The organism is Ancylobacter novellus DSM 506, from assembly GCF_000092925.1.
GTDB lineage: Bacteria > Pseudomonadota > Alphaproteobacteria > Rhizobiales > Xanthobacteraceae > Ancylobacter > Ancylobacter novellus.
On the sequence record NC_014217.1, the window covers coordinates 2,749,245 to 2,771,370 of the forward strand.

Here is a 22,126-nt window from a genome sequence, read left to right on the forward strand (position 1 = left end):
CCATGGGCCTTACTGCCTCCTCCCCCGTCGTCCTCGAGGGCGAAAATCTCACGATGCGCTTCGGCGGCCTCGTCGCCATGGCGGAAGTCGCCTTCACGCTGAAGCGCGGCGAGATCCTCGGCATCATCGGGCCGAACGGCGCCGGCAAGTCGACGCTGCTGAACATCATCACCGGCATCTACATCCCGTCCTCCGGCGAGGTGCGGCTGGAGGGCGAGCGCCTGAACGGCGTACCCGCGCACAAGATCGTCGCGCGCGGCATCGCCCGCACCTTCCAGTCGAGCCGGCTGTTCGGCGACCTCAGCGTGCTCGACAACGTCATCATCGGCCGCCACACCCATACGAAGTCGGGCGTGTTCGACGCCATCTTCCGGCGCGGGCGCGCCAAGGCGGAGCTGGACGCCGCCGCCGTCCATGCCGAGACGCTGCTGAAGAGCGTCTCGCGCGGCCTGCACGAGCAGCGCCACCGCCCGGCCGGCGAGCTGGCGCAGGCCGACCGCCGGCGCCTCGAAATCGCCCGCGCGCTCGCCACCGATCCCAAGGTGCTGCTGCTGGACGAGCCCTCCTCCGGGATGGACGACGCCGACACCGACGCGCTGATGGACGACATCCGCGCCGTCTGTGCGCAGCGACCCGACCTCGCGCTGATGATCATCGAGCACGACATGCGGCTGGTGGCGAGCCTGCCGCACCGGGTGATGGTGCTGGACTACGGGCAGAAGCTGGCCGACGGGCCCTACGAGGAGATCCGCAAGATACCGCGGGTCCAGGAAGCCTATCTCGGACGCAAGGCGGCGCAGCATGCTGGAGCTTGACAAGGTCGACACCAATTACGGCGTCGTCGCCATGCTGCGCGACGTCTCCTTCAAGGTCGAGACCGGCGAGGTGGTCTGCGTTCTCGGCCCCAACGGCGCCGGCAAGACCACGACCTTCCGCGCCATTTCCGGCCTGCTGCCGCTGGCCGGCGGCCGCATCCGCATCATGGGACAGGAGCTCGGCCAGACCCGGACCGAGGCGCTGAGCGCGCTCGGCATCGGCTTCGTGCCGGAAGGCCGCCGCCTGTTCGCCGACATCAGCGTGCGCGACAATATCCGCCTCGGCTTCGAGGCGCAGCGGGCCGAGGGGCGCTTCGCCGACCGGCTGGAGGCCATGCTGGAGCTGTTCCCGCGGGTGCGCGAGCGCATCAGCCAGCGCGCCGGCACGCTCTCCGGCGGCGAGCAGGCGATGGTGGCGCTGGCGCGCGCGCTGGTCGGGGGGCCGAAATTCGTCATCATGGACGAGCCCTCGCTCGGCCTCTCGCCGAAGCTGATCGACGAATATTTCGACACGGTCGCGGAGATCAACCGGCGGGGCACGACGGTGCTGCTCATCGAGCAGAACGCCGAGACCGCCCTGTCGATCGCCCATCGCGGCATCATGCTGGTGAAGGGGCGCGTGGTCGCCTCCGGCAAGGCTTCGGAGCTGCTGGAGAACGACGCGGTGCGTCATCTGTACCTATGAACACGCTCGAACTTCTCGACCGGCTCATCGCCTTCCCGACCGTGAGCCGCGATCCCAACCGCGAGCTGATCGCCTTCGCGCAGGATTTCCTCGCCGCGCGCGGGATCGAGGCGCAGATCGTCGCGACGCCGGACGGGCGCAAGGCCAACCTGTTCGCCACGATCGGCCCGGCCGACCGGCCCGGCATCATGCTCTCCGGCCATACGGACGTGGTGCCGGTGGAGGGCCAGGCCTGGAGCAGCGATCCGTTCCGCCTGCGGGTCGAGGACGGGCGCGCCTATGGGCGCGGCACGGCGGACATGAAGGGCTTCGTCGCCGCGGCGCTCGCTCTCGCCGAGCGGACGGCGGGGCGCGAGCTTTCGACGCCGCTGCACCTTGCCTTCAGCCATGACGAGGAAGTCGGCTGCGTCGGCGTGCGCTCGCTGATCGAGCGCATGGAGCAGGCGCCGGTGCGCCCGCTTATGTGCATCGTCGGCGAGCCGACCTCGCTGCGCATCGCCACGGGCCACAAGGGCAAGCTGGCGGCGCGCGCCACCTGCTGCGGCGTGGAGGGACATTCCGCGCTGGCTCCCAGGGCGCTCAACGCGATCCATCTGGCCTGCGACTTCGTCGGCGTGCTGCGCGAGCAGCAGGACCGCCTTGCCACTGAGGGCGTGCGCGATCCCGACTACGATATTCCCTACACGACGGTGCATGCCGGCGTGATCGGCGGCGGCACGGCGCTCAACATCGTGCCGAACCGCTGCACGGTCGATTTCGAGATCCGCAATATCGCGCAGGACGACGCCTCGCAGATCCTGAACCGGCTGATGGACGGCGCCGCGAAGCTGGTGGAGCAGCGCAAGGCGGCGTTTCCGCAGGCCGACATCACGGTCGACGTGGTGAACACCTATCCCGGCCTCGCCACGCCGCCCGATGCGCCCATCGTCGATTTCGTGCGGCTTCTGGTCGAGGATCCCGCGACCTTCAAGGTGGCCTTCGGCACGGAAGGCGGGCTGTTCGACAGCCGCCTTTCCATCCCGACCGTCATTTGCGGGCCGGGCTCGATGGATCAGGGGCACAAGCCGGACGAGTTCATCAGCCTCGACCAGCTCGCCTCGTGCGACCGCATGATGGACCGCCTGCTCGACCGGCTGGCCGCCTAAGCCGGCCGGCCTTCTTCCATGGCGCCGCTTGCCTAGGAAGAATGTCGCACCGAAGGCCGGATGCTTCGGTCTTTCCGAAGCAAGGGGCCGGAAACGACTATTTCCCTTGGTATCGGCACCGCGCCAAGATCGAACCCCATGGACGCACAGCCGCCGGCCGGACCGCCCCGGGATCCCTGCCACTCCATAAAGGTCACCTCATGATCCGCACGGGCGCGCAGTATCTCGAGTCGATCCGCGACGGCCGCGAGGTCTACGTCAACGGCGAGCGGGTGAAGGACGTCCCGTCCCACCCCATGTTCAAGCCGCTCGTCGACATACGTGCGCGCATCTACGACATGCAGTGGGACGCCAAGACCCGCGACGTGATGACCTTCACCCAGGATGGCGAGGTCAACGGCATCGGCAACAAGCTGCCCATCACCCAGCAGGACTGGTGGGACAAGCGGCGCGCCACCGACTGCGTGCTGCAGGATGTCGGCGGTGTCGTCACCCGCGTCGGGGATGAGGCCGTCGGGGAGATGTGGTCGCTGTTCGACGGGCAGGACGTGCTCAACGAAGTCGACCCGCGCTTCTCGGAGAACATCCGCAACCACATCGACAAGGTGCTGCACACCGACCCGTTCCACGTCTCGGCCAACACCGATCCGAAGGGCGACCGCTCCAAGCCCCCGCAGGAGCAGGACCCGGACATGCTGCTGCATGTGGTGAAGGAGACGGATGCCGGGATCGTCGTGCGCGGGGCGAAGTTCGAGACCGCCGCCGCCTACGCCAACCAGGCCTTCACCAAGCCCACCATCGCCAACTGGGGCGACAGCGCCTATTCGGACTATGCGGTGGGCTTCATCTGCGATCTCGGCTCGCCGGGCATCAAGTTCATCTGCCGCACCGGCTTCGCCGGGCAGAAGCCCATCGAGGACTATCCGGTCTCCAACCGGTTCGACGAGGTGGACGCCCTCGTTATCTTCGACGACGTGCTGATCCCCTGGGAGAACGTGTTGTTCTACCGGCACACCCGGGCGGCGATGTTCATCCGCGCGACGCTGCACCGCTATTCGGCCTTCGCCTTCGTGCAGCGCAACCTGATGTTCGCCGACATGCTCATCGGCGCGGCCCTGTTCAACGTGCGCCAGACCGGGCTCGACCGGCAGCAGGCGGTGCAGGAGAAGCTCTCCCGGCTCGCGGTCTACCGGGAAGGCATCAATGCCCACCTGACCGCAGCCGTCACCCTCGCCGAACGCTCGCCCGGCGGGCTGCTGATGCCGAACCAGTCGCTGCTCTATGCCGGGCGGGTGCTGGCCTGCTCCCAACTCCACGAGATCATGCACGTCGCGCGTGAGTTGTGCGGCGGCCAGATCTGCGTGACGCCGGACGCGGCGGCCTTCGCGCACCCGGACACCAAGCCGTGGCTCGACAAGTTCTACACCGTCAACGAGGACTGGGTGGCGGACGACCGGCGCAAGCTGCTGGCCTTCGCCCGCGACATCCTGAACTCGGACTATGCGGGCCACCGCCTGACCTTCCAGCTCTTCGCCCAGTCCCCGCCCTTCGCCCATCTCGCCGCGGTCTACCGCAACTTCGACTGGGACGGCCCGCTGGAACTGGTGAAGAAGTCCGCCGGCCTTTCCGACCGGGTGCTGGGAACCGCGACGCGAACGGCCGGCGACAGCGCCATTTCGCGATGGTTCGACCCGTCCATGAACCGCGCGGCGGCCGAGTGAGCCGCCCCGATACCGGACTGAAGACGGACCGCCCGACACTGCCTTCCACGACCTGACGTCACTTCGAGGTAATGAAATGATCCACCGCCGCATCCGCCCGTTCAACACCGCCAAGACCTATCCCGAGCAGCGCCTCGACAACGATCTCGCCCAGGCGGTGGTCGCGCGCGGCACCACCATCTTCCTGCGCGGCCAGTGCCCGCAGGACCTCGACACGGCGGAAGACGTGGGCATCGGCGACCCCATCGCCCAGACCCACAAGGTGATGCAGAACATCCGCCAGCTCGTCGAAGAGTCCGGCGGCACGATGGAGCATGTGTGCAAGCTCGTGGTGTATCTCACCGATGTGCGCCATCGCGAGGCGGTCTACCGCACCATGGGCGAGTACATCAAAGGCGTGCACCCGGTGTGCACCGGCCTTGTCGTGGTCGCCCTCGCCCGCCCCAGCTGGCTGGTCGAGATCGACGCCACGGCCGTGATCCCGGATTGACAGCGTCTGGATTGAAGCCATGACCTTTTCCATCGCCGCGCGCTGCGCGAAGACGGGCCGCTTCGGCGTCGCCATCTCCTCCTCATCGCCGGCGGTGGCCGCCCGCTGCGCCCATGTGCGCGCGGGCGTCGGCGCCGTGTGCTCCCAGAACATCACCGACCCGCGGCTGGGCCCGGCGGCGCTCGACCTGATGGCGCTCGGCGCTTCCGCGCCGGCCGCTCTCGAGGCGCTGGCCGCCTCGCGCGCCCATATCGACCACCGCCAGCTCACCGCCGTCGATGCCGCCGGCCGGACCTCCACCTTCTCCGGCTCCGGCACGCTCGGCACATGGGGCGTGGCGGAGGGACGCGACTGCGTGGCCGCCGGCAACCTGCTCGCCGCCCCCACGGTCCCGGCCGTCATGGTGGCAGCGTTCGAGACAGCGGAAGGCGAGCTGGGCGACCGGCTGATCGCCGCCCTTCAGGCCGGCCTTGCCGCTGGGGGCGAAGCCGGGCCCGTGCACTCCGCCGGCCTGCTGATGGCGGGAGAGGAAGCCTGGCCCATCGCCGACCTGCGCGTGGACTGGGACGAGACCGACCCGATCGGCCGCCTCGCCGCCCTGTGGGCGCTCTACAGGCCGCAGATGGACGCCTATGTGCAGCGCGCTTTGGAGCCGGTCGCCGCTCCCAGCTACGGCGTTCCCGGCGACGAATAGTCTCGAGGCTGCATCAGCCTTTCCGCCCGGCGGTTGCGCCGCCGGGCCGGAGCGCCGGCGTCGCTCGCACGGCCGGCCGGAACAGGCTATGGAAGCCCTATGCGTTACACGCTGAGACAGCTCGAATATTTCATCGCCGCCGGCGAGACCGGCTCGATCACGCTCGCCTCGGAACGCATCAGCATTTCCCAGCCGTCGATCTCCACGGCCATCAGCCATCTCGAGCAGGAACTGGGCGTCCAGCTCTTCGTGCGCCATCACGCGCAGGGCCTGTCGCTGACGCCGGTGGGCCGCAAGCTGCTGGCAGAGGCCAAGCATCTGGTCGAGCAGGCGGAGGGGCTCTATGCCGTCGCCTCCGAGGCCACGGACCAGGTCCGCGGGCAGCTCTCCGTGGGCTGCATGGTGACGCTGGCGCCGATGATCATCCCGGAGCTGTCCCACGGCTTCACCTCGGCCTTTCCCGATACCCGGATCCGCCATGTCGAAGCCAACCAGGAGTGGCTGCTCGACGGCCTGAGACGGGCGGATATCGACATCGCCATCACCTACGACCTGCAGATACCCGACGGCATCACCTTCACGCCGCTTGCCAGCCTGCCCGCCCATGTCGTGGTGAGCGAGGCGCATCCCTTTGCCCGGCTGTCGGCGGTGAGCCTGCAAGAGCTGGCTGAGCAGCCGCTCATCCTGCTCGATCTGCCGATCAGCTCCGAATATTTCCTCGCTCTGTTCATCAAGGAAGGGCTGGAACCCAAGATCCATTCGCGCTCCGCGCATCAGGAAGTGGTCCGTACCATGGTCGCCAACGGCTATGGCTATACGCTCGCCAACGTCCGGCCGCGCTCCGATCTCGCGCTCGATGGACGGCGGGTGGTGAGGGTGGGACTTGCGGGGGAGCACCGCCCGATGGTCATCGGCACGGCGACGGTCGATCAGTTCAAGAAATCGCGGCTCATCCAGATGTTCGAGGCGCATTGCCGGTCGTTCATCTCCGACGCCTACATACCCGGCATGGTGGCCCCCGCCATCGACCGCCGCCTCAAGAAGCCATAGGCCCTGCGGCCGTTAATGAAGGCCGCAGGGCGCTGATTGCCAGCCAAAGATCACGGCGTCAGCGTTTTGGCGGGCCGCTCCTCAGCGGGACGCGCGCACGCTATATTAGCCCTGGTGCGACGAAAGGGCGTTCAGTCTCGCGGGTGATTGTCGAGAAACGAACCGCCGCAATCAGCGTTGTCTAGCGATGGGCAACATGGCGCATCGCTCCAGCTTGGAAGGTATCGTCGATGAAAGTCTTGTCGGTACTAAGGGTCGGGCTCCTCGCATTGGCAGCGCTGATCGGCGCCGTATCGATGGCGAGCGCCGCTGACGGCTCAATCAGCATCCGTATCGTAAAGGCCGGGTTCGTGGTCGGCGGATCAGCCGGAGACGGCGTTCTGACGTTTCAGGGCCGCAAGTATCCGCTCTCGGTCGGCGGGCTGAGTTATGGCTTCACCTTCGGCGCTTCCGAGACGCGACTTCATGGAACGGTCAGAAATATCCGCCGTCCGTCTGACGTTTCGGGGGTCTATGCCCAGGGCGGTGCTGGCGCCGCCCTCGGAAAGGGCGCGCAAGTCGTCGTCCTGACCAACCAGAACGGCGCCATTCTGGAGCTAGGCGGCGAGCAAAAGGGCGTAATCGTCAGCCTTGATTTGAGCGGACTGGCTTTGTCGCTGAAGTGAGGATTTCCATGGAGTATCGGCGCCCGCGATGAACTTCGCCCACGCCTTCATCGGCCCGGCGAGGTCGCCCGCCGATTCGGCAACGAGGTGTGGCTGCTGAGATCCTCTGCGGCAGCCCACTTCGAACTGGAGCCACGCGCAGATAGGCCGCCCCGCGGTCGAGGAAGCGCGGGCGCCGTTCGCCCGTGACGTTGCCCCAATTCTACCCAGCTGTGAGTTCGCTCTGACGGTTGGATTCTTCCTCCGGGGCGTGCTGAGCGACGGGGCAGACGCGGAGCCATGCAGGGCGCGAAGCGTCTGATCCCGCCGCGGGCGGAAGGGTGAGGCGACGGCCGTTGGCGTCTTCGGGACGTGGACCGCCGCTCACACCTCGACCTGTTGAGCGATGCCCTTCTGCTTGGCCAGCTCGACCACCTTGGCGGCAACCGCGAGGTCCTGCAGGCCGACGCCGGTGCCATCGAAGATCGTCACCTCGGCGTCGCCACGGCCGGCATCGTCGCCGGTCACCACGGCGCCGAGCTCGCCGATCCGGTCCTGCGTGATCAGCCCCTGCGCGACGGCGTGCTGGTATTCGCCGATGCTCACCGACTGCGCGATCTCGTCGGTGAACAGCCGCGCCCGCGCGACGAGCCCGGGATCCAGCTCCTGCTTGCCCTTGGTGTCGGTGCCCATCGCGGCGATGTGGGTGGGGCCCTTTACATGATCATCCATCAGCAGCGGACCGAAGGAGGAGGTGATCGAGATGATCACGTCGGCCTCCTCGCCGAGCCGCTCCAGCTCCACCGCCTCGAAGGGCAGGCCGAGCTCGGCGGCGGTGTCCGACAGGCGGCCCAGCATCTCCGGATGCGGGTTCCAGCCGATCACCTTCTCGAACGGGTGCACGCGGGCAGCCGCCCGCATCTGGAACGCCGACTGGTGGCCGGCGCCGATCATGCCGAGCACCTTGGCGCCCTTGGGCGCGAGGTACTTGATCGACACCGCGCTCGCCGCCGCTGTGCGCAGCGCGGTGAGCAGGTTGCCGCCCACCGCTGCGCTGACGCGGCCGCTGTCAGGGTCGAACAGGAAGACCGTCGACTGGTGATTGATCAGGCCGCGCTCCTGATTGTGCGGCCAGTAGCCGCCGGCCTTGAGGCCGAGCGCCAGGCCCGCGCCGTCGAAGCCGCCCTTGAAGCCGTAGAGCGCGTCCGCGTGCCCGATGGCCTCGCGCACGACGGGGAAGTTGTAGGCCTGGCGGCGCGCCATCGAGGCGAACACCGCCTCGATGGCCTCAAACGCCGCCTCGGGAGTCATCAGGCCGGCAATGTCCTTTTCGGCGACGACGTACATCAATAGCCCTTCCCGCGCGCCGAGACCGGCCACACCACCTCGACCTTGCCGTTGCGCACGCCGACATACCAGTCATGGACGTTGCAGGTCGGGTCGCAATGCCCCGGCACCAGCCGCAGCTTCTCATTGACCTTGAGGACGTGATCCTTGTCCTCGATCACGCCGTGCTCGTCGGAGCACTTGATGTATTTCACATCGTCGCGGCCATAGACGAAAGGCAGGCCGGAATCGACCGACTGCGCCTTGAGGCCGGCGTCGCAGACGGCCAGATGCGGCTTGGCGTGGCTCATCACCGAGGTGAGGATGAACAGCGCGTTCTCCCACTCGCCCTTGTCGATGCGCTTGCCGTCCTTGTCGTGGATGCGGCCGTAATCGGCGTCCATGAAGGCGTAGGAGCCGCACTGCAGCTCATTGTAGATGTGGGAGTTGGACTCGAAATAGTAGGAGCCGGTGCCGCCGCCGGAGACGAATTCCGGCTTCAGCCCCTCGGCTTCGAGCGCGGCGACCGCTTCCTTCACCTGGGCGATGGCGGCGTCGAGCTTCTCCTTGCGCGCCTCATAGCTGTCGATGTGCTGCATCGCGCCCTGATAGGCCTGGATGCCCTTGAAGGTGAGGTTCGGTGCCGCCGCGGCGGCCTTGGCGATCTCCACCACGGCCTCCTTGGTGGTGACGCCGCAGCGCCCGGCGCCGCAATCGATCTCCACGAAGATGCCGAGCTCGGTCCCGTGCTTGACCGCCGCCGCCGAGATGTCGGCGACGTTCTTCACGTCGTCCACGCACACGGTGACGGTAGCGCCGAACTTGGGCAGGCGGGCGAGGCGGTCGATCTTGGCCGCGTCACGCACCTCGTTGGTGACCAGGATGTCCTTGATGCCGCCGCGCGCGAAGACCTCCGCCTCCGCCACCTTCTGGCAGCACACGCCGACCGAGCCGCCGAGCGCCTCCTGCAGCTTCTGCACGTCGACCGACTTGTGCATCTTGCCGTGGCTGCGATGGCGCATGCCGTGCGCCTTGGCGTAGTCGCCCATCTTGCGGATGTTGCGCTCCAGCGCGTCGAGATCGAGGATCAGGCACGGGGTCTGGATGTCCGCCTCGCTCATGCCGGGGACGGCGGGAATGTCGTAGCCGACCTCGTAGCCGGAAAAGTCCGGAGAGATGTCCGTCTTGACGTTCATGGGTGCCTCCTCAGTTCCAAGGTCATGAATTCCGAGATCACGTATTCCACGGCAGCTTGTCGAGATCGACGTTGCCGCCGGTGATGATGACGCCGACCCGCTTGCCGGCGAAGACCTCGGGATTCTTGATGATCGTCGCCAACGGCACCGCGCTGGACGCTTCCATGACGATCTTCATGCGCTTCCAGATCAGCTTCATCGCGTCGACGATCTCTTCCTCGGTCGCCGTGAGGATGTCGGTGACATGGTTGCGCACGAAGTGCCAGGTGAGCTCCTTCAGCGGCACCTTCAAGCCATCCGCCACGGTGTCCGGGGCGTCGTCGGCGATGATGTGGCCGGCGCGGAAGCTGCGGGCGGCATCATCGGCGTTCAGCGGTTCGGCGGCATAGACCTTGATGCCGGGGGCGAGGTTCGACAGCGTCAGGCAGGTGCCCGAGACCATGCCGCCTCCGCCGATCGGCGCGATCACCGCATCGAGGTCCGCGACCTGTTCGATCAGCTCGGCCGAGCAGGTCGCCTGTCCCGCGATCACGCGCGGGTCGTTGTAGGGATGGACGAATTCGGCCCCGCTCTGGGCGACCACTTCCGCAAACACCGCTTCGCGCGAGGAGGTCGAGGGCTCGCACTCGACCACCCGGCCGCCATAGCCGCGCACGGCGTCCTTCTTCGCCTGCGGCGCCGTCCGCGGCATCACCACGGTGCAGGGAATGCCACGGCGCCCGGCGGCGTAGCTCAGGCAGGTGCCGTGATTGCCGCTCGAATGGGTGGCGACGCCCTTGGCCGCCTGCGCGTCGGAAAGGCCGAACACCGCGTTCGACGCGCCGCGCGCCTTGAAGGCACCGGCCTTCTGGAAGTTCTCGCACTTGAAGAACAGTTCCGCGCCCGTCAGCTCGTTCAGCATGCGGGAGGTCAGGACCGGGGTGTTGTGAATGTGCGCGTCGATGCGGGCACGCGCCGCGATCATGTCGTCAAGGGTCGGTATGTACATGGCTCGGCTTTCTCAGGTCTCACGCATCCGGCGCGACGGTGGCGCAGGCGACGCCGCCCTTGTCGGTCAGCTCCGCCGGCACCGGCTTGATGTCATACAGATAGAGCGTGTGGCCCGCGTCGATGAGGTGGCCCGCCATCGGGTCGCCCATGATCCCCAGACCGACAAATCCAACCTTCGCCATCCTATCCTCCCAACTTCCTAGCTGCCGGCCGCTGCGGGCGCGACCAGCACATCGGCATGACCGCTGCGGTCGAGCGCTCCCCGTACGAACCCGCTCGCCTTCAGTTCTTCAATCGTGACCCCGACGAAGCCTGCCGCCCGCAGCTTGCCGCGCGTCAGCGCGACAACCTGACTGATTTCCATGAAGCGCTCCGCCAGCACACGAATGTCGGGATTTGCGGCGGCGTATGAGACCAGCGGCTGCCGGATGCCGGCCACCGCGTCGATGCCGCCCGCGCGGAAGGATGCGAACGCGTCGTCACTCAGAACAAACTCCGCCTGCTTCAGATTGCGGGCGAGATATTGCGCATAGGCGGTGCCCTTTGTCGCCGCAATTTTGCGGCCGGCCGCATCGACCTCGGCCGGGCCCGACAGCGTCATCCGCGCTTCCACGAGATACGCGCCTTCGATGAGAAGATAGGGCGGACTGAACAGGAAATCGGCAGCACGGCTCGGATAGGCAGCCCTGAAGGCGATGTCGCAGGTGCCGTCCTTCGCGCCCACGGGGAATCGAACCCCGGTTTTCGCCGTGAGAGGGCGATATTTGGCACCTAGTGACCTGCGGTGATACCGCACGAGAACCCTTGCTAATACTAGATTTCATTACAATTCGTCTCATTGCGTCCAAGCCGCTTCCATGCCATAGTTAGCAACGAATTCGGCAACGAAAATGCGCCATGTCTCGACGTCGTAGCACCCTATCAAGTCGCACTAGCCGGTCGGAGTTGCCACGGTCAGATGCTCCGGAATGGGAGTTGATTGGCCCTGGTGTCCGCTTGGGCTATCGCCGCGGCCGCGGGTCCAACGGCCGCGGCGGCACATGGCTTGCAGCCTCACGGAACGCGCACGGCTTGCGCATGCAGACAAGGCTCGGGCGAGCCGATGACGTCGCGTCAGCCGACGGTACCAGCATCCTGACTCATGAACAGGCAAAGGACGCCGCCCGTGCTTGGGCGAAATCCATCAAGGCTGGTTCTGACGCCTCCCCTGCTCTCACCGTCGACGCGATCCTCGATCGCTACTTCGAGGCTCGCGCTGCGGAGGGAATGAAGTCGATCTATGACGCGAAGTCCCGTGCCGGCCTGCACATCAGACCGAAGCTGGGCAAGCTGCGCATCTCGGAACTGACAGTCGACAAAATCCGCCGATGGCGTGACGCCATGGCGGCTGCACCGCGAAAGGTCCGGACGGGGAAACATGCGGCCAAACCTAACTTGCGTCCTGTTGATCCCAACGATCCGGAAGCGACGCGGCGCAGGCGCGATACTGCAAACCGAACTCTGACAACCCTCAAGGCAGCCCTGAACTGGGCCAGAGATCAACGCCTCGTTGACGACGACACCGCTTGGCGACTGGTGAAACCTTACCGCGGCACGACCGCAGCCCGGGTGCGCTTTCTGTCAGACGGAGAGCAGCAACAGTTGCTGGACAACGCCGAGGGCGACGTGCGCAACCTGATCGCCGCGGCCTTGTTGACGGGTGCGCGTTTCGGCGAATTGGCGCGCTTGTTGGTGCGCGATTTCGACGCCGCTAACGGCTCAATCTTCATTGCGGAGAGCAAGAGCGGAAAGGCACGGCACGTTCCGCTGACGACTGGCGGACGAGCATTGTTCTCGCTGCTTGCAGGCGGCCGATCTGGATCAGCACCCATGCTGACCCGTAACGATGAAGCTTGGAGGCCGGCTACCTACCAGCGGGCCTTCCACGCAGCCTTGGAAGCAGCCGGCCTCTCCGACATCACATTGCACGAGCTGCGCCATTCTTACGCCAGCACTATGGTCCGTGCCGGTGCGCCGCTCATGGTTGTGGCGCGGGCGCTTGGCCACGCGGACACCCGAATGGTCGAGAAGCATTATGCCCACCTGGCGCCCTCATATGTGGCGGACGTCATCCGCAGCACAGCCCCCGACCTCAAGCTCGATCCTGTAGGCACAACGCGTGGCGCCGCGGCAAGGAGCAGTAATAAAGGCCTTCATCCTAGTCGACGGGCCGCGGCTTCTCATCGGGCCCCAAATCGTGTCCGATCACCACGCTCGGCGACGGAGGGCGGCTGACCGTTCGTAACCAATGTCCGAGCAGCGTTCTCACTATCAGGCGCAGTTTAAGCGTTTAGCACGACTTCATCATACGAAGGTAAGCCGCTATTCTACATCGACGGAGCGAAATAGCGGCGTGCGATTCAGCACGATTTCTTCCTGAATGTCACCACAGATGCATGGGCCGTAGCGTCCCACGCGATCTTCGGCAAACTAAACACCATCCCCTGCCCGCCACCGGGGCGGATCCGCAACCCATCGGTTGATGTCGGATTCCCGCCAGCCGGCGCCGTTGGTGCTGATCTTCAGCTGTGCGGGGAAGGTCCCTTCTGCAATCTTGCGGTAGATGGTGGAACGGGACAGGCCGGTGCGGGCGAGGACGGTCTTCAGGCGGATGATACGCTCTGGTGTCTGCATGGCGGTGCTGCCTCCTGCTGGATGCGCCTGAGGGCGCCTGCTCCAGACAAGGCAAGCAACTGCTGACCGGCAAGATGATGAACGGCACCGGTGTTTTCTGGCGTGCCGGCGGCGGCATATCGGACGGTTCTAGAGACCAAGGCCACGGCTGCGATCGAAGTCGATGCCGTGACTGCGAGCGAGCTCGCGGCCAAGACTGCGGCCGGTTTCAAAGCTGATGCCGAGTTCCTTCTTGCGCGTGGCGAGCAGGGATTCCAGCTGCGGGTCGCGCTCCAGGCTCCGCGCCATGTCGCCCATCTGGACGCGGGTAGCCTTGTAGCCGGAGTAATCGCCGTCGCTGTACTGGCGTTGACGCTGCTGGTCGAGCTTCTTCCAGCGCTCGACAAATTGACCGGCGCGGCGCTCCGGATCGGTGCGGATTTCCGTTTCAAGCTGGAGGGCGCGAATGGTGCGATTGAGCTTGCCGCCGGCCGCCTCGTGCACCAGCTCCGGGTTCTTCTCGTAGGCCACTTCCGCATCCCGCCAGCCATGAGGGCGTAGCTCCTCGAAGGCCTTGCGGGCGGCGGTGAGTTCACGCAGTTGCTCGGGTGTGCCCTGGCCGATTGCATCGGCCGTGGTGAGGATCGCGTCCCACGCCCGAGCATGCCGAACGAGCGCGCGGGTGCGGGCCTGCCGCAGCACCATCTCTGGATCCTCGGGAGGCTCCTGGGTGAGTGGCCTGACTTTGTTTCCTAGCTCCTCGCGCAGGGCTGGTGCGTCTTGTGCAATGTCTACGGACGGCCTGAGCGTGTCGACGAGGTCGCGCAGCTTTTCCGGGACCTTGCGCACGATCTCGACGACACGCTGGCGGAAGGTGATGCCGCGGCGCTCGGCATAGTCCTGCGCCGGATCGGAGCGCGCATAGTCCGACGCCATGTCCTTGGCCCGGTCACGCGACAGGGTGCGCACCAGCCGGTCCCTATCCGCGAAGTCGTCGCGGCCAAAGTGCAACTCCATGCCGTCACGGTGGCGCGACAGCGCGACATAGCTGGAATGGGCATCCATGCCGGGCGTGGCGAGCACATGGGTACGGTCCACGGTCATGCCCTGCGCCTTGTGGATGGTGGCGGCATAGCCATGGTCGATGCGATCGTAGTCCTTCAAGTCGAAGGCGACGGATCGGCCATCATCAATACGCACGGACATGGACTGCGCGCTGACCTCTTCGAGGGTGCCGAGCGTGCCGTTCTTCACCCCGAGCCCGCGCTCATTCTGCAGGAACATCACGCGGTCGCCACGGGCGAAGGAACGTTCCCCGCGCTCGACGGTGACGCGCACCTCCTCGCCGAGATCGTTGGCCTCCCGCATCCGCGCGCGGGCGGCCTGGTTGAGGGCGCGAACCTCGTCATTGGTGTGGGTGAGAATGATGCGGCTACGGTCTGGTGCGGCCTGCCGGTCGCGGTCCCAGCGCTCGATTAGGTCGCCCCGCGCCTGCTGCCGCGTTTGAGCGGCATAGACCATGCCATTCCTCTCATAGGCCTCGATAGCCTCGCCGATCTTGCCAGTCGCCAGGTCGCGCGTGGCGTCGCGCTGCCAGTCTGCGCGCTGGCGGCGCACCTCGCCGATCTCCGCACCGCCGTGACGCTCGACCAGCGAGCGGAACGCGGCACCCGCCTCGATCGATTGCAACTGCTGCGGATCCCCGACCAGCACGACCTTAGCGCCGGCATCCGCGGCATGGGAGAGCACGCGCTCCAGCTGGCGCGTGCCGACCATGCCGGCCTCGTCGATCACCAGCACATCGCGTGAGGTGAGCAGATCCCGGCCTTGGCTCCAGCCATGTTCCAGGCTGGCAATGGTGCGGGACGTGATGCCCGATCCGCTCTCCAGATTCTCCGCCGCGATGCCGGACAGCGCGACGCCGCGAACCTCCAGGCCGGCCGCCTCCCAGGCCTCGCGCGCGACACCGAGCATGGCGCTCTTCCCCGTCCCGGCATAACCGACGACAATGCCAAGATCGCGCTCGCCGGTGATGTGCGCCAGCGCGTCAGACTGCTCACCGGAGAGAACAAGGCCACGCTGCTCAGCACGCTGAATAGCCGCCTCTCTCTCTGTATCCTGTACGGCATGGCGTTCGCGTTCCGCCATGAGCCCGGCAGCCCTGTGCAGACGCTGCTCGGCCTCGATCATCTGGCAGGTGGTGAAGCGGTCCCCGCCGCGTCCATCCTTACCGAGCTCGACGAGATCGGGTGCGCGGCTCATCGCGCCCATCACCTCGTTGAACTGCTCGATCCCGTCACTGTGACGGTGCGCGAAGCGCGCCATGTCGCGCCGGGTGAAGGTCGATTGCTGATGGGTGATGGCGTCCAGTGCCAGTGCCGGATCGGCGATGATGCGCACGCCATTGCCGCGCGCGATCTCGCGTTGAACCTCGGCCCGATCGGCGGCCCCGATCCCCTCTCTTTCTATGCGTTGCGCGGGCGCACCGATCTGGCTCTGCGGCTCCAGCGCGATGCCCTGCGCTTCAAGGCTGCGATGGTCGATGCGTGCGTCAATGTCCAGTTCGGCCAGCCGCTCATTGGCGAGCGCGGCCCAGCGTTCGCGCCAGCGCTCGAGCATCTGGGTCGCATTCCACTCGCGCACCTTCGGGCCGAAACCGTCCTCGTCAACCGAGCGCATGGTGAGCATGACATGGGCATGGGGTTTGGCCATGCCGTCCTCACCGACATCCCAATGCACATTGAGATCGGCGACCATCCCTTGATCGACGAACTCCGCCTCAACGAAATCACGGGCGAGCGCGATCCCCTGCGCCTGGCTCATCTCGCGCGGCAGGGCGAACTCGACCTCACGGGCGAGCTGGGCGTCCTTGCGCAGTTCGAAGGCTTCGACATCGTTCCACAGTCGCTCGCGGTCGCTCCACATCTCAGGCACCCTATCCGGCAGCAGAACCTCGGAATGAACGACGCCGCGCTTACTTGAGAAGTCTTGGACGCGATCGATCCGCGCATCGCGCAGCCGTGAGGCCGAGCGGTAGGCGGCGGACGCCACAGCGCTGGAGCCGGCCTTGCGGCCGATGACCTTGACGTGAAGATGATAGATCGCCATCGCGATCCGAACATCAGCACGGCGAAGCGCACGTCGGAACGACGTATAAGCGCGCCCTCCCTCGAAAAAATCTCGGGAGTGACGAGGCCATCCCAGTCTGTCCCGACGACATTAAAGCCTTCCGGCATGCGCTAAACTATCATCCTTGCATCGATTGCTGATGGAGAAGACCATGCGCAAGCCACGGGACTTCGATACGGAGCTGAAGGCTCTGGAAGACAAGGCGCGAGAGCTCAAGACCCGTAAGGTACAGCAGCTCGGCGATCTAGTGATCGCCACCGGCGCGGACGCACTCACGGCGGAGGAACTGGCCGGCGCGCTGCTCGTGCTCGCCGAGACCAAGGACCCGGGACGGAGGGAGGCGTGGGCGCGGCGTGGCGCGGCGTTCTTTCAAGGACGGGCACGCCGATCTGCAGCGGCATCTGACGGCGACACAGTCAGCCCTCCGGCGCAACCGGGCGGCACTCAATCGCCATCAGGCAGCACGGGCGCGGCATGACATGCGCGACTGGCAGGTGGAGCGCCGCAAGCGCACGCGGCATCTGATCGAACTCGGCGGCCTCGTGGTTAAGGCCGGAATCGTGGACCTCACCGGCGATGATCGCGCCATGATCTACGGCGCACTGCTCTGGATGGCCGACAAGCTCCAAAGCGATGAGCGCGCCAAGGCGCTGGCGCTGTGGGCTGCGAAGGGAAAGCAGGCGTTCGAGGCTGAACGTCACGGCGAAATTCTCGCCCCGCTCAGGACTGGGACCGTGGAACTTGACTGATGACAGGCACCGCGGAGCCGCTCGTACTCTGCAATTCTGTCTATCTGGGTCCCTTTCGAAGTGATGTTCAGGCCATCCGAGCCTCGAGTTTTTGCTTGCGCTCACGCCAATCGGGTAGCACGCGGCTCAATAGCTCGAAGAATTCCGGTCCGTGATGCGGCACGGCGATGTGGCATAGCTCGTGAGTAATGACGTAATCGATAGCATGCAGCGGAGCCTGGATTAGTCGTCGATTGAGCAATAATCGACATCCAGGTGACATCGAACCCCATCGCTGCCGCAACTGGCGGACAACCAACCCTCTTGGCCGAAAGTCCTCAGGCGCGGGAAAGCGCAGAAGATTAACTTCAAGGCGCTCACCAAATTTCGTATGCGCACGCTCTCGATACCAAACCTCCATAAGCTCCCGCGTGACCTCCGTCATCTCGGGCCTATGCGTTTGGACCACGATGAAGCCACGAACGAGCTTCACCGTCGCTTGAACGTGCGGGACTACCTTCAACCGATACTGACGTCCGAGGTAGAGATGGGTCTCGCCAGCCACATATTGGCGATCTGGGGTGCGTGGAAGAAATTGGATGAAATATCGCTGCTGACGCAGAATCCACGCGGCCCGCTTGCGCACCTTATCTTCGATTGCAACGAGCGGCGCATCCTGCGGGGCAGCGAGGACAACCGAGGCGTCAGGCTCTACTGCGATCTCCAGCGTCGCTCGCTCACGGCGCAGTATGGAGAAAACGATCCTGTGTTCACCGTATTGGACGCTATGTCGCTCCGCCTTCATCCCGGAAACCGCGCCCGCGCCAGATCCATAATCTTCAGCTCAAGGTCGTCCATTAGTTCGACAGGCAGTCCAATTCCGCGTCCATCACGCAGGACATCGAAGAAATAATCGTCAATGGCGTTGCGCATCTTATTCTGAGCGACCTCGTTGGACCAAACGTCGACGATGTGATGGCACTTTATGATGTCGATGATCGTGAGCGCGATGGACGCGACCTCATTCGCCTCAATCGATTTGCCGTCATAGGCCGCAAACGCACCTTCAAGGATCCCGAAGAACGCCTGCCCATCGTCATTGCCCTTGATCGCATCCGGTACCTCGCGCCCCCGGTCCTTGCGGGCGACCTTGCTGGCCAGATCGACTACGTTCTTGAGGTAATCGCGCTCGGATATCCTTTTGGCCCGATAGTCGCGGATGGTTTCCTCCAGCAGCTCCGAGAAGCTGCGGTAGAAGGTCGGGTCCTCGTCCATCTTTTCCGTGATGGTCCGTCGCGTCGCGCTGGCGATCCGGTCCGCCCTCGACGCCTCGGAGACGCCCGTTTCCTCCACCACGGCCTTCAGGGCGTCCGGGTCGTTGATGTTGACCATCTCGATGATCGTTTCGGCCGGCATGGCAACCACATGGTCGTCCAGCAGCTTCTGGATCTTTGGCTCGAACTCCTTGACGTCGACGGTCTCTTGGTAGCGCAGTTGAATCGAGCGCCGCAGCTCGGAGAATTGCTTCCAATCCTTCTTCATGGCGTCGATCTTCGCCTCGCCAAAGACGTCGAACAGCTTGTCCGACGACAGCGAGATATGGAGGCAGCGGCTGAACGCCTTCAGTCGTTCATAGAATTCCTGCCGGATCGCTTCGTCGGCCAGGAACTGTTCGAACTGCTCCATGTCCTTCTTGTTCTTGACCGGTTTGAACAGGTCCCAGAGTTGATCATGCAACTGGGGCAGCTTCCGGATTTCCTCGCGCACGTCGTGGACTGTGCCGGCGAGATCGGCGGCGTCAAAACCCTCGAAGGCGCTGTAGGTCGTCAGCGCTGTATCGAGCTCTCCGAGCAGCCCCTCATAGTCGATGATGAAGCCAAACTGCTTCTCGGTCGCACCATCTTCATAGAGCCGGTTCACGCGGGCGATAGCCTGCAGCAGGTTATGCTCGCGTAGCGACTTGCAGACATAGAGCACCGTGTTGCGCGGGGCATCGAACCCGGTGAGCAGCTTCGACACGACGATGAGGATCTCCGGATCGCCCGACCCCTTGAATGCATCGATGATCTGCCGGGTGTATTCGTCCTCAGTCTTGTACCGGACCATCATCCGCGCCCAGAACCCACGCACGAGGTCCTTCGATTCCTTGTCGACCTCCTCGTTGCCCTCGTTGTCATCGGGCGGCGAGATGACGATTTCGCTGGTGACGTGCCCGATCTCGTCGAGCACCTCCTTGAAGCGGACGGCTGCCGCCTTGGATGGCGCCACAAGCTGCGCCTTGAATCCCGTGCCTTGCCAGTGCTGGCGGAAGTGCTCCGAGATGTCGAAGGCTTTCGCCCGGATCGCCTGGCCTGTCTTTGACAGCGCATCCATGCGGGAGAACTTGTGCTTCAGGTCGGCCTTCTGGCTGGGGGTCAAACCATCGCTGATCTTGTCGAACCACCTGTCGATTACACCACCATTAACCTGCTGTTCGACCAGCCGTCCCTCATAGAGGAGTGGCACAACGGCCCCGTCGGCGACAGCCTCGTCGATCGCGTATTTGTGGATCAGGCCTCCGAAGGTCGAGAGGGTATTCTTCTCCTTCTTCAGTAGCGGCGTTCCGGTGAAGCCGAGATAGCAAGCGTTCGGCAGCAGCCGACGCATCCGAGTGGCGAACTGGCTGTGACCGCCAAAACGGCCAGTCTGCGAGCGATGGCTCTCGTCGACCAGGACGAAAACGTTGGCATCCACGTCGACGTCCTCGGCAGCTTTGGCCGCCGTATCAAACTTGTTGATGATGGTCGTCGCGAGTGGTGTCCGGTTTCGGATCAGCTCGATCAGATGTGCGCCGCTGGTCGCCCGAACAGGTTCCAGCTCACAGGACTTGAACGTGTCCTTGATCTGTTTGTCGAGATCGTCGCGGTCGGTGACGATCAGGATGCGCGGATTGGGGATCGCCTTATCGAGCGCGAGAGAGCGCCCCAGCATCACCATGGTCAGCGACTTGCCCGATCCTTGAGTGTGCCAGACCACGCCGCCCTTTCGGCGGCCGTCCAGATTGAACTGGCGGACGCGCTCGACAGCCTTCCGGATCCCAAAGAACTGCTGGTGTCGCGCGACCTTGCGTGCGCCGCCATCGAACACGGTGAAGCGACGGACCAGGTCCAGCAGGCGGTCCGGCCGGCACATCGCATAGATTGCGCGGTCCTGAGCCGTGATCGCGCGCGCACCCTCGGCGGCCAGGGCATGGAAATGCGCGCGGGCAAAGGCGAAGTCGCCCGAGAAGACCGCGTCGGCCTCAGCCGCCCTGAGCGGCCGATTGGCCAGCGGATCGATAATCTCGTCCCGGTCTTCCTCGTCCCGCCACGTCTGCCAGAACTGCCGCGGCGTGCCCACGGTGGCGTAGCGCGCCTCGACACGGTTCATCACCATGAGAAGCTGCGCGAAGTGGAACAACTGCGGGATGTTGTCCTCGTTCTGATAGCCGATCAGCTGGCTACCGGCTTTTTTCAGACTTTCGGTCGGCCGCTTGTTCTCGATCACGAGGAACGGGATGCCGTTCACGTAGGCGACGATATCACACCGCTTGGTCTGGGTGCTGGCCGTCCGCTCGACAGAAACTTCGGCCGTCACATGAAAGACGTTGTTAGATGGGGTTTCCCAATCGACGTAGCGGAATGAGTAGGATTTCGAGTCTCCCTGGATCGTCTTGGTGATCGTCGTCCCGAGCACGAGCGTGTCGTAGATGTCTTGGTTGGTGCCGCGCAGTCCCTTTTGCCGGTCAGGTGTGGGCTTTAGCCGCCGGATGGCCTCGTGCGCATCCTCAAGGTCGAAGGGATACTCCCGGCCGCGGTAGCTGAAGCTGTTGATCCGCAGGAGTTGGTCCGCAAGGATGTCATCGAGCACCACATTGCGCAGACGACCGGCGCGGAGGCGCACAGCTTCCGTCTGGGAAAGCGGCGTGAACCCCAGCGCCACCAGGAGCTGCAGCGCGGGGATCTGAGACTGGTGCTTCTCGGCGGCATCGAAGGTCATTGCGGGCCCTCAGCAAGCAGCCCGGACAGCGCCGCGCATGCCGCGACGGCGTTTATGTTGGCCTTGATGACGCGATCGAGTTCACCGCCGTCCGTGTAGATCGCTGGCACGGCGCAGTGCACCCGGCCATCCTTGATGTAGTTGTCGGCCTTGCCTCGCGCGCCCTTGGTGTGGGGCTTGAACACCGCGACAGAAAGGCCGCCCTGTTCCTTCACGAGTCGAAAGCACGGAATGTCAGTCGAGCCGTCGCCGATGAACACCATGTTTTCAAAGGGCACGGGTCTGTCACGCTTCTCGACGAACTGGTTGACCTTGCTGTTATCGCTGAGGTCGAAGGCGCCCTTATTTATGCGGAACAGGTACTGCGTCTTTGTCGTATAGTTGACGGCAAGCGCCGGCCACGCGGCCACGCCGTTTTCGTCAAACATAAATTTCGACGCATAAACCTGCGCGAACTTCGAGGCGATCGGCGTCCCGGCGAAAATCTCGGCATTCCCTGACGAGATGAGATAGTGAGTGATGCGGACACCATGCGCTCTGCCGTAACCGCTTATGCGGTCGAACCAGTCCTCGACCCCCTCGAACAACTGAATCGCCTTGCCCCGCGCCTTGAAATCGTCGCGCCTGACGGGAACGCCGGCAGCTGCTGCCTTGCGCAACATCAGGTTCATGTAGACGAGCACTTCGTCGGCCTGATGCTCCTTTGTCAGACGCTTCACCTCGGCCCAAAACGCAGCCGGTTTCATGCCGATGTCGGGCAGGAACTGGTGTTCCTGCATGTTGCCGTCCGCCAGCGTGCCGTCGAAGTCGTAGGCGATCGCCATCTCTATGTGTTTTCTGGCCA

General features: G+C 64.9%; 20 protein-coding genes, 1 tRNA gene and 1 pseudogene. 11 read left to right on the plus strand and 11 right to left on the minus strand.

The genetic code is table 11. The features are described 5' to 3' along the window. Window positions 1-2 precede the first annotated feature (2 nt). From SNOV_RS13105 to SNOV_RS13140, 8 genes are all read left to right on the plus strand, one after another. A complete protein-coding gene (locus tag SNOV_RS13105) occupies window positions 3-815 on the plus strand; it encodes an ABC transporter ATP-binding protein (protein ID WP_013167426.1) in 813 nt (270 codons plus the stop codon). Further along, window positions 802-1,500, plus strand: a complete 699-nt coding sequence (locus tag SNOV_RS13110) for an ABC transporter ATP-binding protein (RefSeq protein WP_013167427.1) — start codon at window positions 802-804, stop codon at window positions 1,498-1,500. The genes SNOV_RS13105 and SNOV_RS13110 overlap by 14 nt, the downstream gene beginning before the upstream one ends. Beyond that, a complete protein-coding gene (gene argE / locus SNOV_RS13115; protein ID WP_013167428.1) occupies window positions 1,497-2,645 on the plus strand; it encodes an acetylornithine deacetylase in 1,149 nt (382 codons plus the stop codon). The genes SNOV_RS13110 and argE overlap by 4 nt, the downstream gene beginning before the upstream one ends. Window positions 2,646-2,845: 200 nt before the next feature. Then, window positions 2,846-4,366: a 4-hydroxyphenylacetate 3-hydroxylase family protein gene (locus SNOV_RS13120; RefSeq protein ID WP_013167429.1), complete on the plus strand. Its 1,521-nt coding sequence runs from the start codon at window positions 2,846-2,848 to the stop codon at window positions 4,364-4,366. Between the two features lie 76 nt (window positions 4,367-4,442). Continuing rightward, window positions 4,443-4,856 (plus strand): RidA family protein, encoded by a 414-nt coding sequence (locus tag SNOV_RS13125; protein WP_013167430.1) that lies wholly within the window; start codon window positions 4,443-4,445, stop codon window positions 4,854-4,856. 19 nt (window positions 4,857-4,875) lie between these two features. Then, a complete protein-coding gene (locus SNOV_RS13130) occupies window positions 4,876-5,550 on the plus strand; it encodes a DUF1028 domain-containing protein (RefSeq protein WP_013167431.1) in 675 nt (224 codons plus the stop codon). 99 nt (window positions 5,551-5,649) lie between these two features. Next, window positions 5,650-6,600, plus strand: coding sequence for a LysR family transcriptional regulator (locus SNOV_RS13135; RefSeq protein WP_013167432.1), 951 nt, complete (start codon window positions 5,650-5,652; stop codon window positions 6,598-6,600). Between the two features lie 230 nt (window positions 6,601-6,830). Beyond that, window positions 6,831-7,265 (plus strand): lipid-binding SYLF domain-containing protein, encoded by a 435-nt coding sequence (locus SNOV_RS13140; protein ID WP_013167433.1) that lies wholly within the window; start codon window positions 6,831-6,833, stop codon window positions 7,263-7,265. A 363-nt stretch (window positions 7,266-7,628) separates the two neighbouring features. Here the strand turns inward: SNOV_RS13140 and bhcD are convergent, their stop codons facing one another. The 6 genes and pseudogenes from bhcD to SNOV_RS23685 form a co-directional block, all read right to left on the minus strand. Further along, a complete protein-coding gene (gene bhcD / locus SNOV_RS13145; RefSeq protein WP_013167434.1) occupies window positions 7,629-8,591 on the minus strand; it encodes an iminosuccinate reductase BhcD in 963 nt (320 codons plus the stop codon). Beyond that, the gene (gene bhcC, locus SNOV_RS13150; RefSeq protein WP_013167435.1) at window positions 8,591-9,766 is read right to left on the minus strand and encodes a 3-hydroxy-D-aspartate aldolase BhcC; all 1,176 of its coding nucleotides are present in this window, start codon (window positions 9,764-9,766) and stop codon (window positions 8,591-8,593) included. Before bhcC ends, bhcD begins: the two co-directional genes overlap by 1 nt. 37 nt (window positions 9,767-9,803) lie before the next feature. After that, on the minus strand, window positions 9,804-10,754 hold the full coding sequence (gene bhcB / locus SNOV_RS13155) for a beta-hydroxyaspartate dehydratase BhcB (RefSeq protein WP_013167436.1): 951 nt from the start codon (window positions 10,752-10,754) through the stop codon (window positions 9,804-9,806). A 31-nt stretch (window positions 10,755-10,785) separates the two neighbouring features. Then, window positions 10,786-10,938, minus strand: a pseudogene (locus SNOV_RS22985) (NAD(P)-binding domain-containing protein); the annotation flags it as partial. Window positions 10,939-10,955: 17 nt separating this feature from the next. Then, the gene (locus tag SNOV_RS13160; protein ID WP_049785730.1) at window positions 10,956-11,480 is read right to left on the minus strand and encodes a type 2 periplasmic-binding domain-containing protein; all 525 of its coding nucleotides are present in this window, start codon (window positions 11,478-11,480) and stop codon (window positions 10,956-10,958) included. Then, window positions 11,472-11,550, minus strand: a tRNA-Ser gene (locus tag SNOV_RS23685). The genes SNOV_RS13160 and SNOV_RS23685 overlap by 9 nt, the downstream gene beginning before the upstream one ends. Before the next feature lie 283 nt (window positions 11,551-11,833). On the opposite strand from SNOV_RS23685, the gene SNOV_RS22990 reads away from it, so the two are divergent. Beyond that, window positions 11,834-13,030, plus strand: a complete 1,197-nt coding sequence (locus tag SNOV_RS22990; protein WP_244413003.1) for a tyrosine-type recombinase/integrase — start codon at window positions 11,834-11,836, stop codon at window positions 13,028-13,030. A gap of 195 nt (window positions 13,031-13,225) precedes the next feature. On the opposite strand, the gene SNOV_RS13165 is transcribed toward SNOV_RS22990, so the two are convergent. Both SNOV_RS13165 and traA read right to left on the minus strand, forming a co-directional pair. Next, window positions 13,226-13,429, minus strand: a complete 204-nt coding sequence (locus SNOV_RS13165; RefSeq protein WP_013167440.1) for a helix-turn-helix transcriptional regulator — start codon at window positions 13,427-13,429, stop codon at window positions 13,226-13,228. Window positions 13,430-13,558: 129 nt separating this feature from the next. Next, the gene (traA, locus tag SNOV_RS13170; RefSeq protein ID WP_013167441.1) at window positions 13,559-16,516 is read right to left on the minus strand and encodes a Ti-type conjugative transfer relaxase TraA; all 2,958 of its coding nucleotides are present in this window, start codon (window positions 16,514-16,516) and stop codon (window positions 13,559-13,561) included. Window positions 16,517-16,688: 172 nt separating this feature from the next. On the opposite strand from traA, the gene SNOV_RS13175 reads away from it, so the two are divergent. Together SNOV_RS13175 and SNOV_RS13180 are read left to right on the plus strand one after the other, a co-directional pair. Beyond that, window positions 16,689-17,015, plus strand: coding sequence for a conjugal transfer protein TraD (locus SNOV_RS13175; RefSeq protein ID WP_013167442.1), 327 nt, complete (start codon window positions 16,689-16,691; stop codon window positions 17,013-17,015). 1 nt (window position 17,016) lies between these two features. Beyond that, window positions 17,017-17,286, plus strand: a complete 270-nt coding sequence (locus tag SNOV_RS13180) for a conjugal transfer protein TraD (RefSeq protein WP_013167443.1) — start codon at window positions 17,017-17,019, stop codon at window positions 17,284-17,286. A 67-nt stretch (window positions 17,287-17,353) separates the two neighbouring features. Here SNOV_RS13180 and SNOV_RS13185 read toward each other — a convergent pair whose 3' ends face one another. From SNOV_RS13185 to SNOV_RS13195, 3 genes are read right to left on the minus strand one after another with little or no spacing between them, the layout of a single operon-like run. Next, entirely contained in the window at window positions 17,354-18,070 is a 717-nt protein-coding gene (locus tag SNOV_RS13185; RefSeq protein ID WP_013167444.1) for a M48 family metallopeptidase, read from the minus strand. Then, window positions 18,067-21,282, minus strand: coding sequence for a type I restriction endonuclease subunit R (locus SNOV_RS13190; protein ID WP_013167445.1), 3,216 nt, complete (start codon window positions 21,280-21,282; stop codon window positions 18,067-18,069). Before SNOV_RS13190 ends, SNOV_RS13185 begins: the two co-directional genes overlap by 4 nt. Then, window positions 21,279-22,106 carry an HAD family hydrolase gene (locus SNOV_RS13195; RefSeq protein WP_244412752.1) on the minus strand — a complete coding sequence of 276 codons (828 nt, stop codon included), beginning with the start codon at window positions 22,104-22,106 and terminating at the stop codon, window positions 21,279-21,281. Before SNOV_RS13195 ends, SNOV_RS13190 begins: the two co-directional genes overlap by 4 nt. Between the last annotated feature and the right edge of the window lie 20 nt (window positions 22,107-22,126).

What these genes read in the sequence shown, in the direction of transcription:
- SNOV_RS13105 (WP_013167426.1), top strand. Translation starts at nt 3, where the DNA reads ATGGGCCTTACTGCCTCCTCCCCCGTCGTCCTCGAGGGCGAAAATCTC.
- SNOV_RS13110 (WP_013167427.1), top strand. Translation starts at nt 802, where the DNA reads ATGCTGGAGCTTGACAAGGTCGACACCAATTACGGCGTCGTCGCCATG.
- argE (WP_013167428.1), top strand. Translation starts at nt 1,497, where the DNA reads ATGAACACGCTCGAACTTCTCGACCGGCTCATCGCCTTCCCGACCGTG.
- SNOV_RS13120 (WP_013167429.1), top strand. Translation starts at nt 2,846, where the DNA reads ATGATCCGCACGGGCGCGCAGTATCTCGAGTCGATCCGCGACGGCCGC.
- SNOV_RS13125 (WP_013167430.1), top strand. Translation starts at nt 4,443, where the DNA reads ATGATCCACCGCCGCATCCGCCCGTTCAACACCGCCAAGACCTATCCC.
- SNOV_RS13130 (WP_013167431.1), top strand. Translation starts at nt 4,876, where the DNA reads ATGACCTTTTCCATCGCCGCGCGCTGCGCGAAGACGGGCCGCTTCGGC.
- SNOV_RS13135 (WP_013167432.1), top strand. Translation starts at nt 5,650, where the DNA reads ATGCGTTACACGCTGAGACAGCTCGAATATTTCATCGCCGCCGGCGAG.
- SNOV_RS13140 (WP_013167433.1), top strand. Translation starts at nt 6,831, where the DNA reads ATGAAAGTCTTGTCGGTACTAAGGGTCGGGCTCCTCGCATTGGCAGCG.
- bhcD (WP_013167434.1), bottom strand. Translation starts at nt 8,591, where the DNA reads ATGTACGTCGTCGCCGAAAAGGACATTGCCGGCCTGATGACTCCCGAG.
- bhcC (WP_013167435.1), bottom strand. Translation starts at nt 9,766, where the DNA reads ATGAACGTCAAGACGGACATCTCTCCGGACTTTTCCGGCTACGAGGTC.
- bhcB (WP_013167436.1), bottom strand. Translation starts at nt 10,754, where the DNA reads ATGTACATACCGACCCTTGACGACATGATCGCGGCGCGTGCCCGCATC.
- SNOV_RS22990 (WP_244413003.1), top strand. Translation starts at nt 11,834, where the DNA reads ATGCAGACAAGGCTCGGGCGAGCCGATGACGTCGCGTCAGCCGACGGT.
- SNOV_RS13165 (WP_013167440.1), bottom strand. Translation starts at nt 13,429, where the DNA reads ATGCAGACACCAGAGCGTATCATCCGCCTGAAGACCGTCCTCGCCCGC.
- traA (WP_013167441.1), bottom strand. Translation starts at nt 16,516, where the DNA reads ATGGCGATCTATCATCTTCACGTCAAGGTCATCGGCCGCAAGGCCGGC.
- SNOV_RS13175 (WP_013167442.1), top strand. Translation starts at nt 16,689, where the DNA reads ATGCGCAAGCCACGGGACTTCGATACGGAGCTGAAGGCTCTGGAAGAC.
- SNOV_RS13180 (WP_013167443.1), top strand. Translation starts at nt 17,017, where the DNA reads ATGCGCGACTGGCAGGTGGAGCGCCGCAAGCGCACGCGGCATCTGATC.
- SNOV_RS13185 (WP_013167444.1), bottom strand. Translation starts at nt 18,070, where the DNA reads ATGAAGGCGGAGCGACATAGCGTCCAATACGGTGAACACAGGATCGTT.
- SNOV_RS13190 (WP_013167445.1), bottom strand. Translation starts at nt 21,282, where the DNA reads ATGACCTTCGATGCCGCCGAGAAGCACCAGTCTCAGATCCCCGCGCTG.
- SNOV_RS13195 (WP_244412752.1), bottom strand. Translation starts at nt 22,106, where the DNA reads ATGGCGATCGCCTACGACTTCGACGGCACGCTGGCGGACGGCAACATG.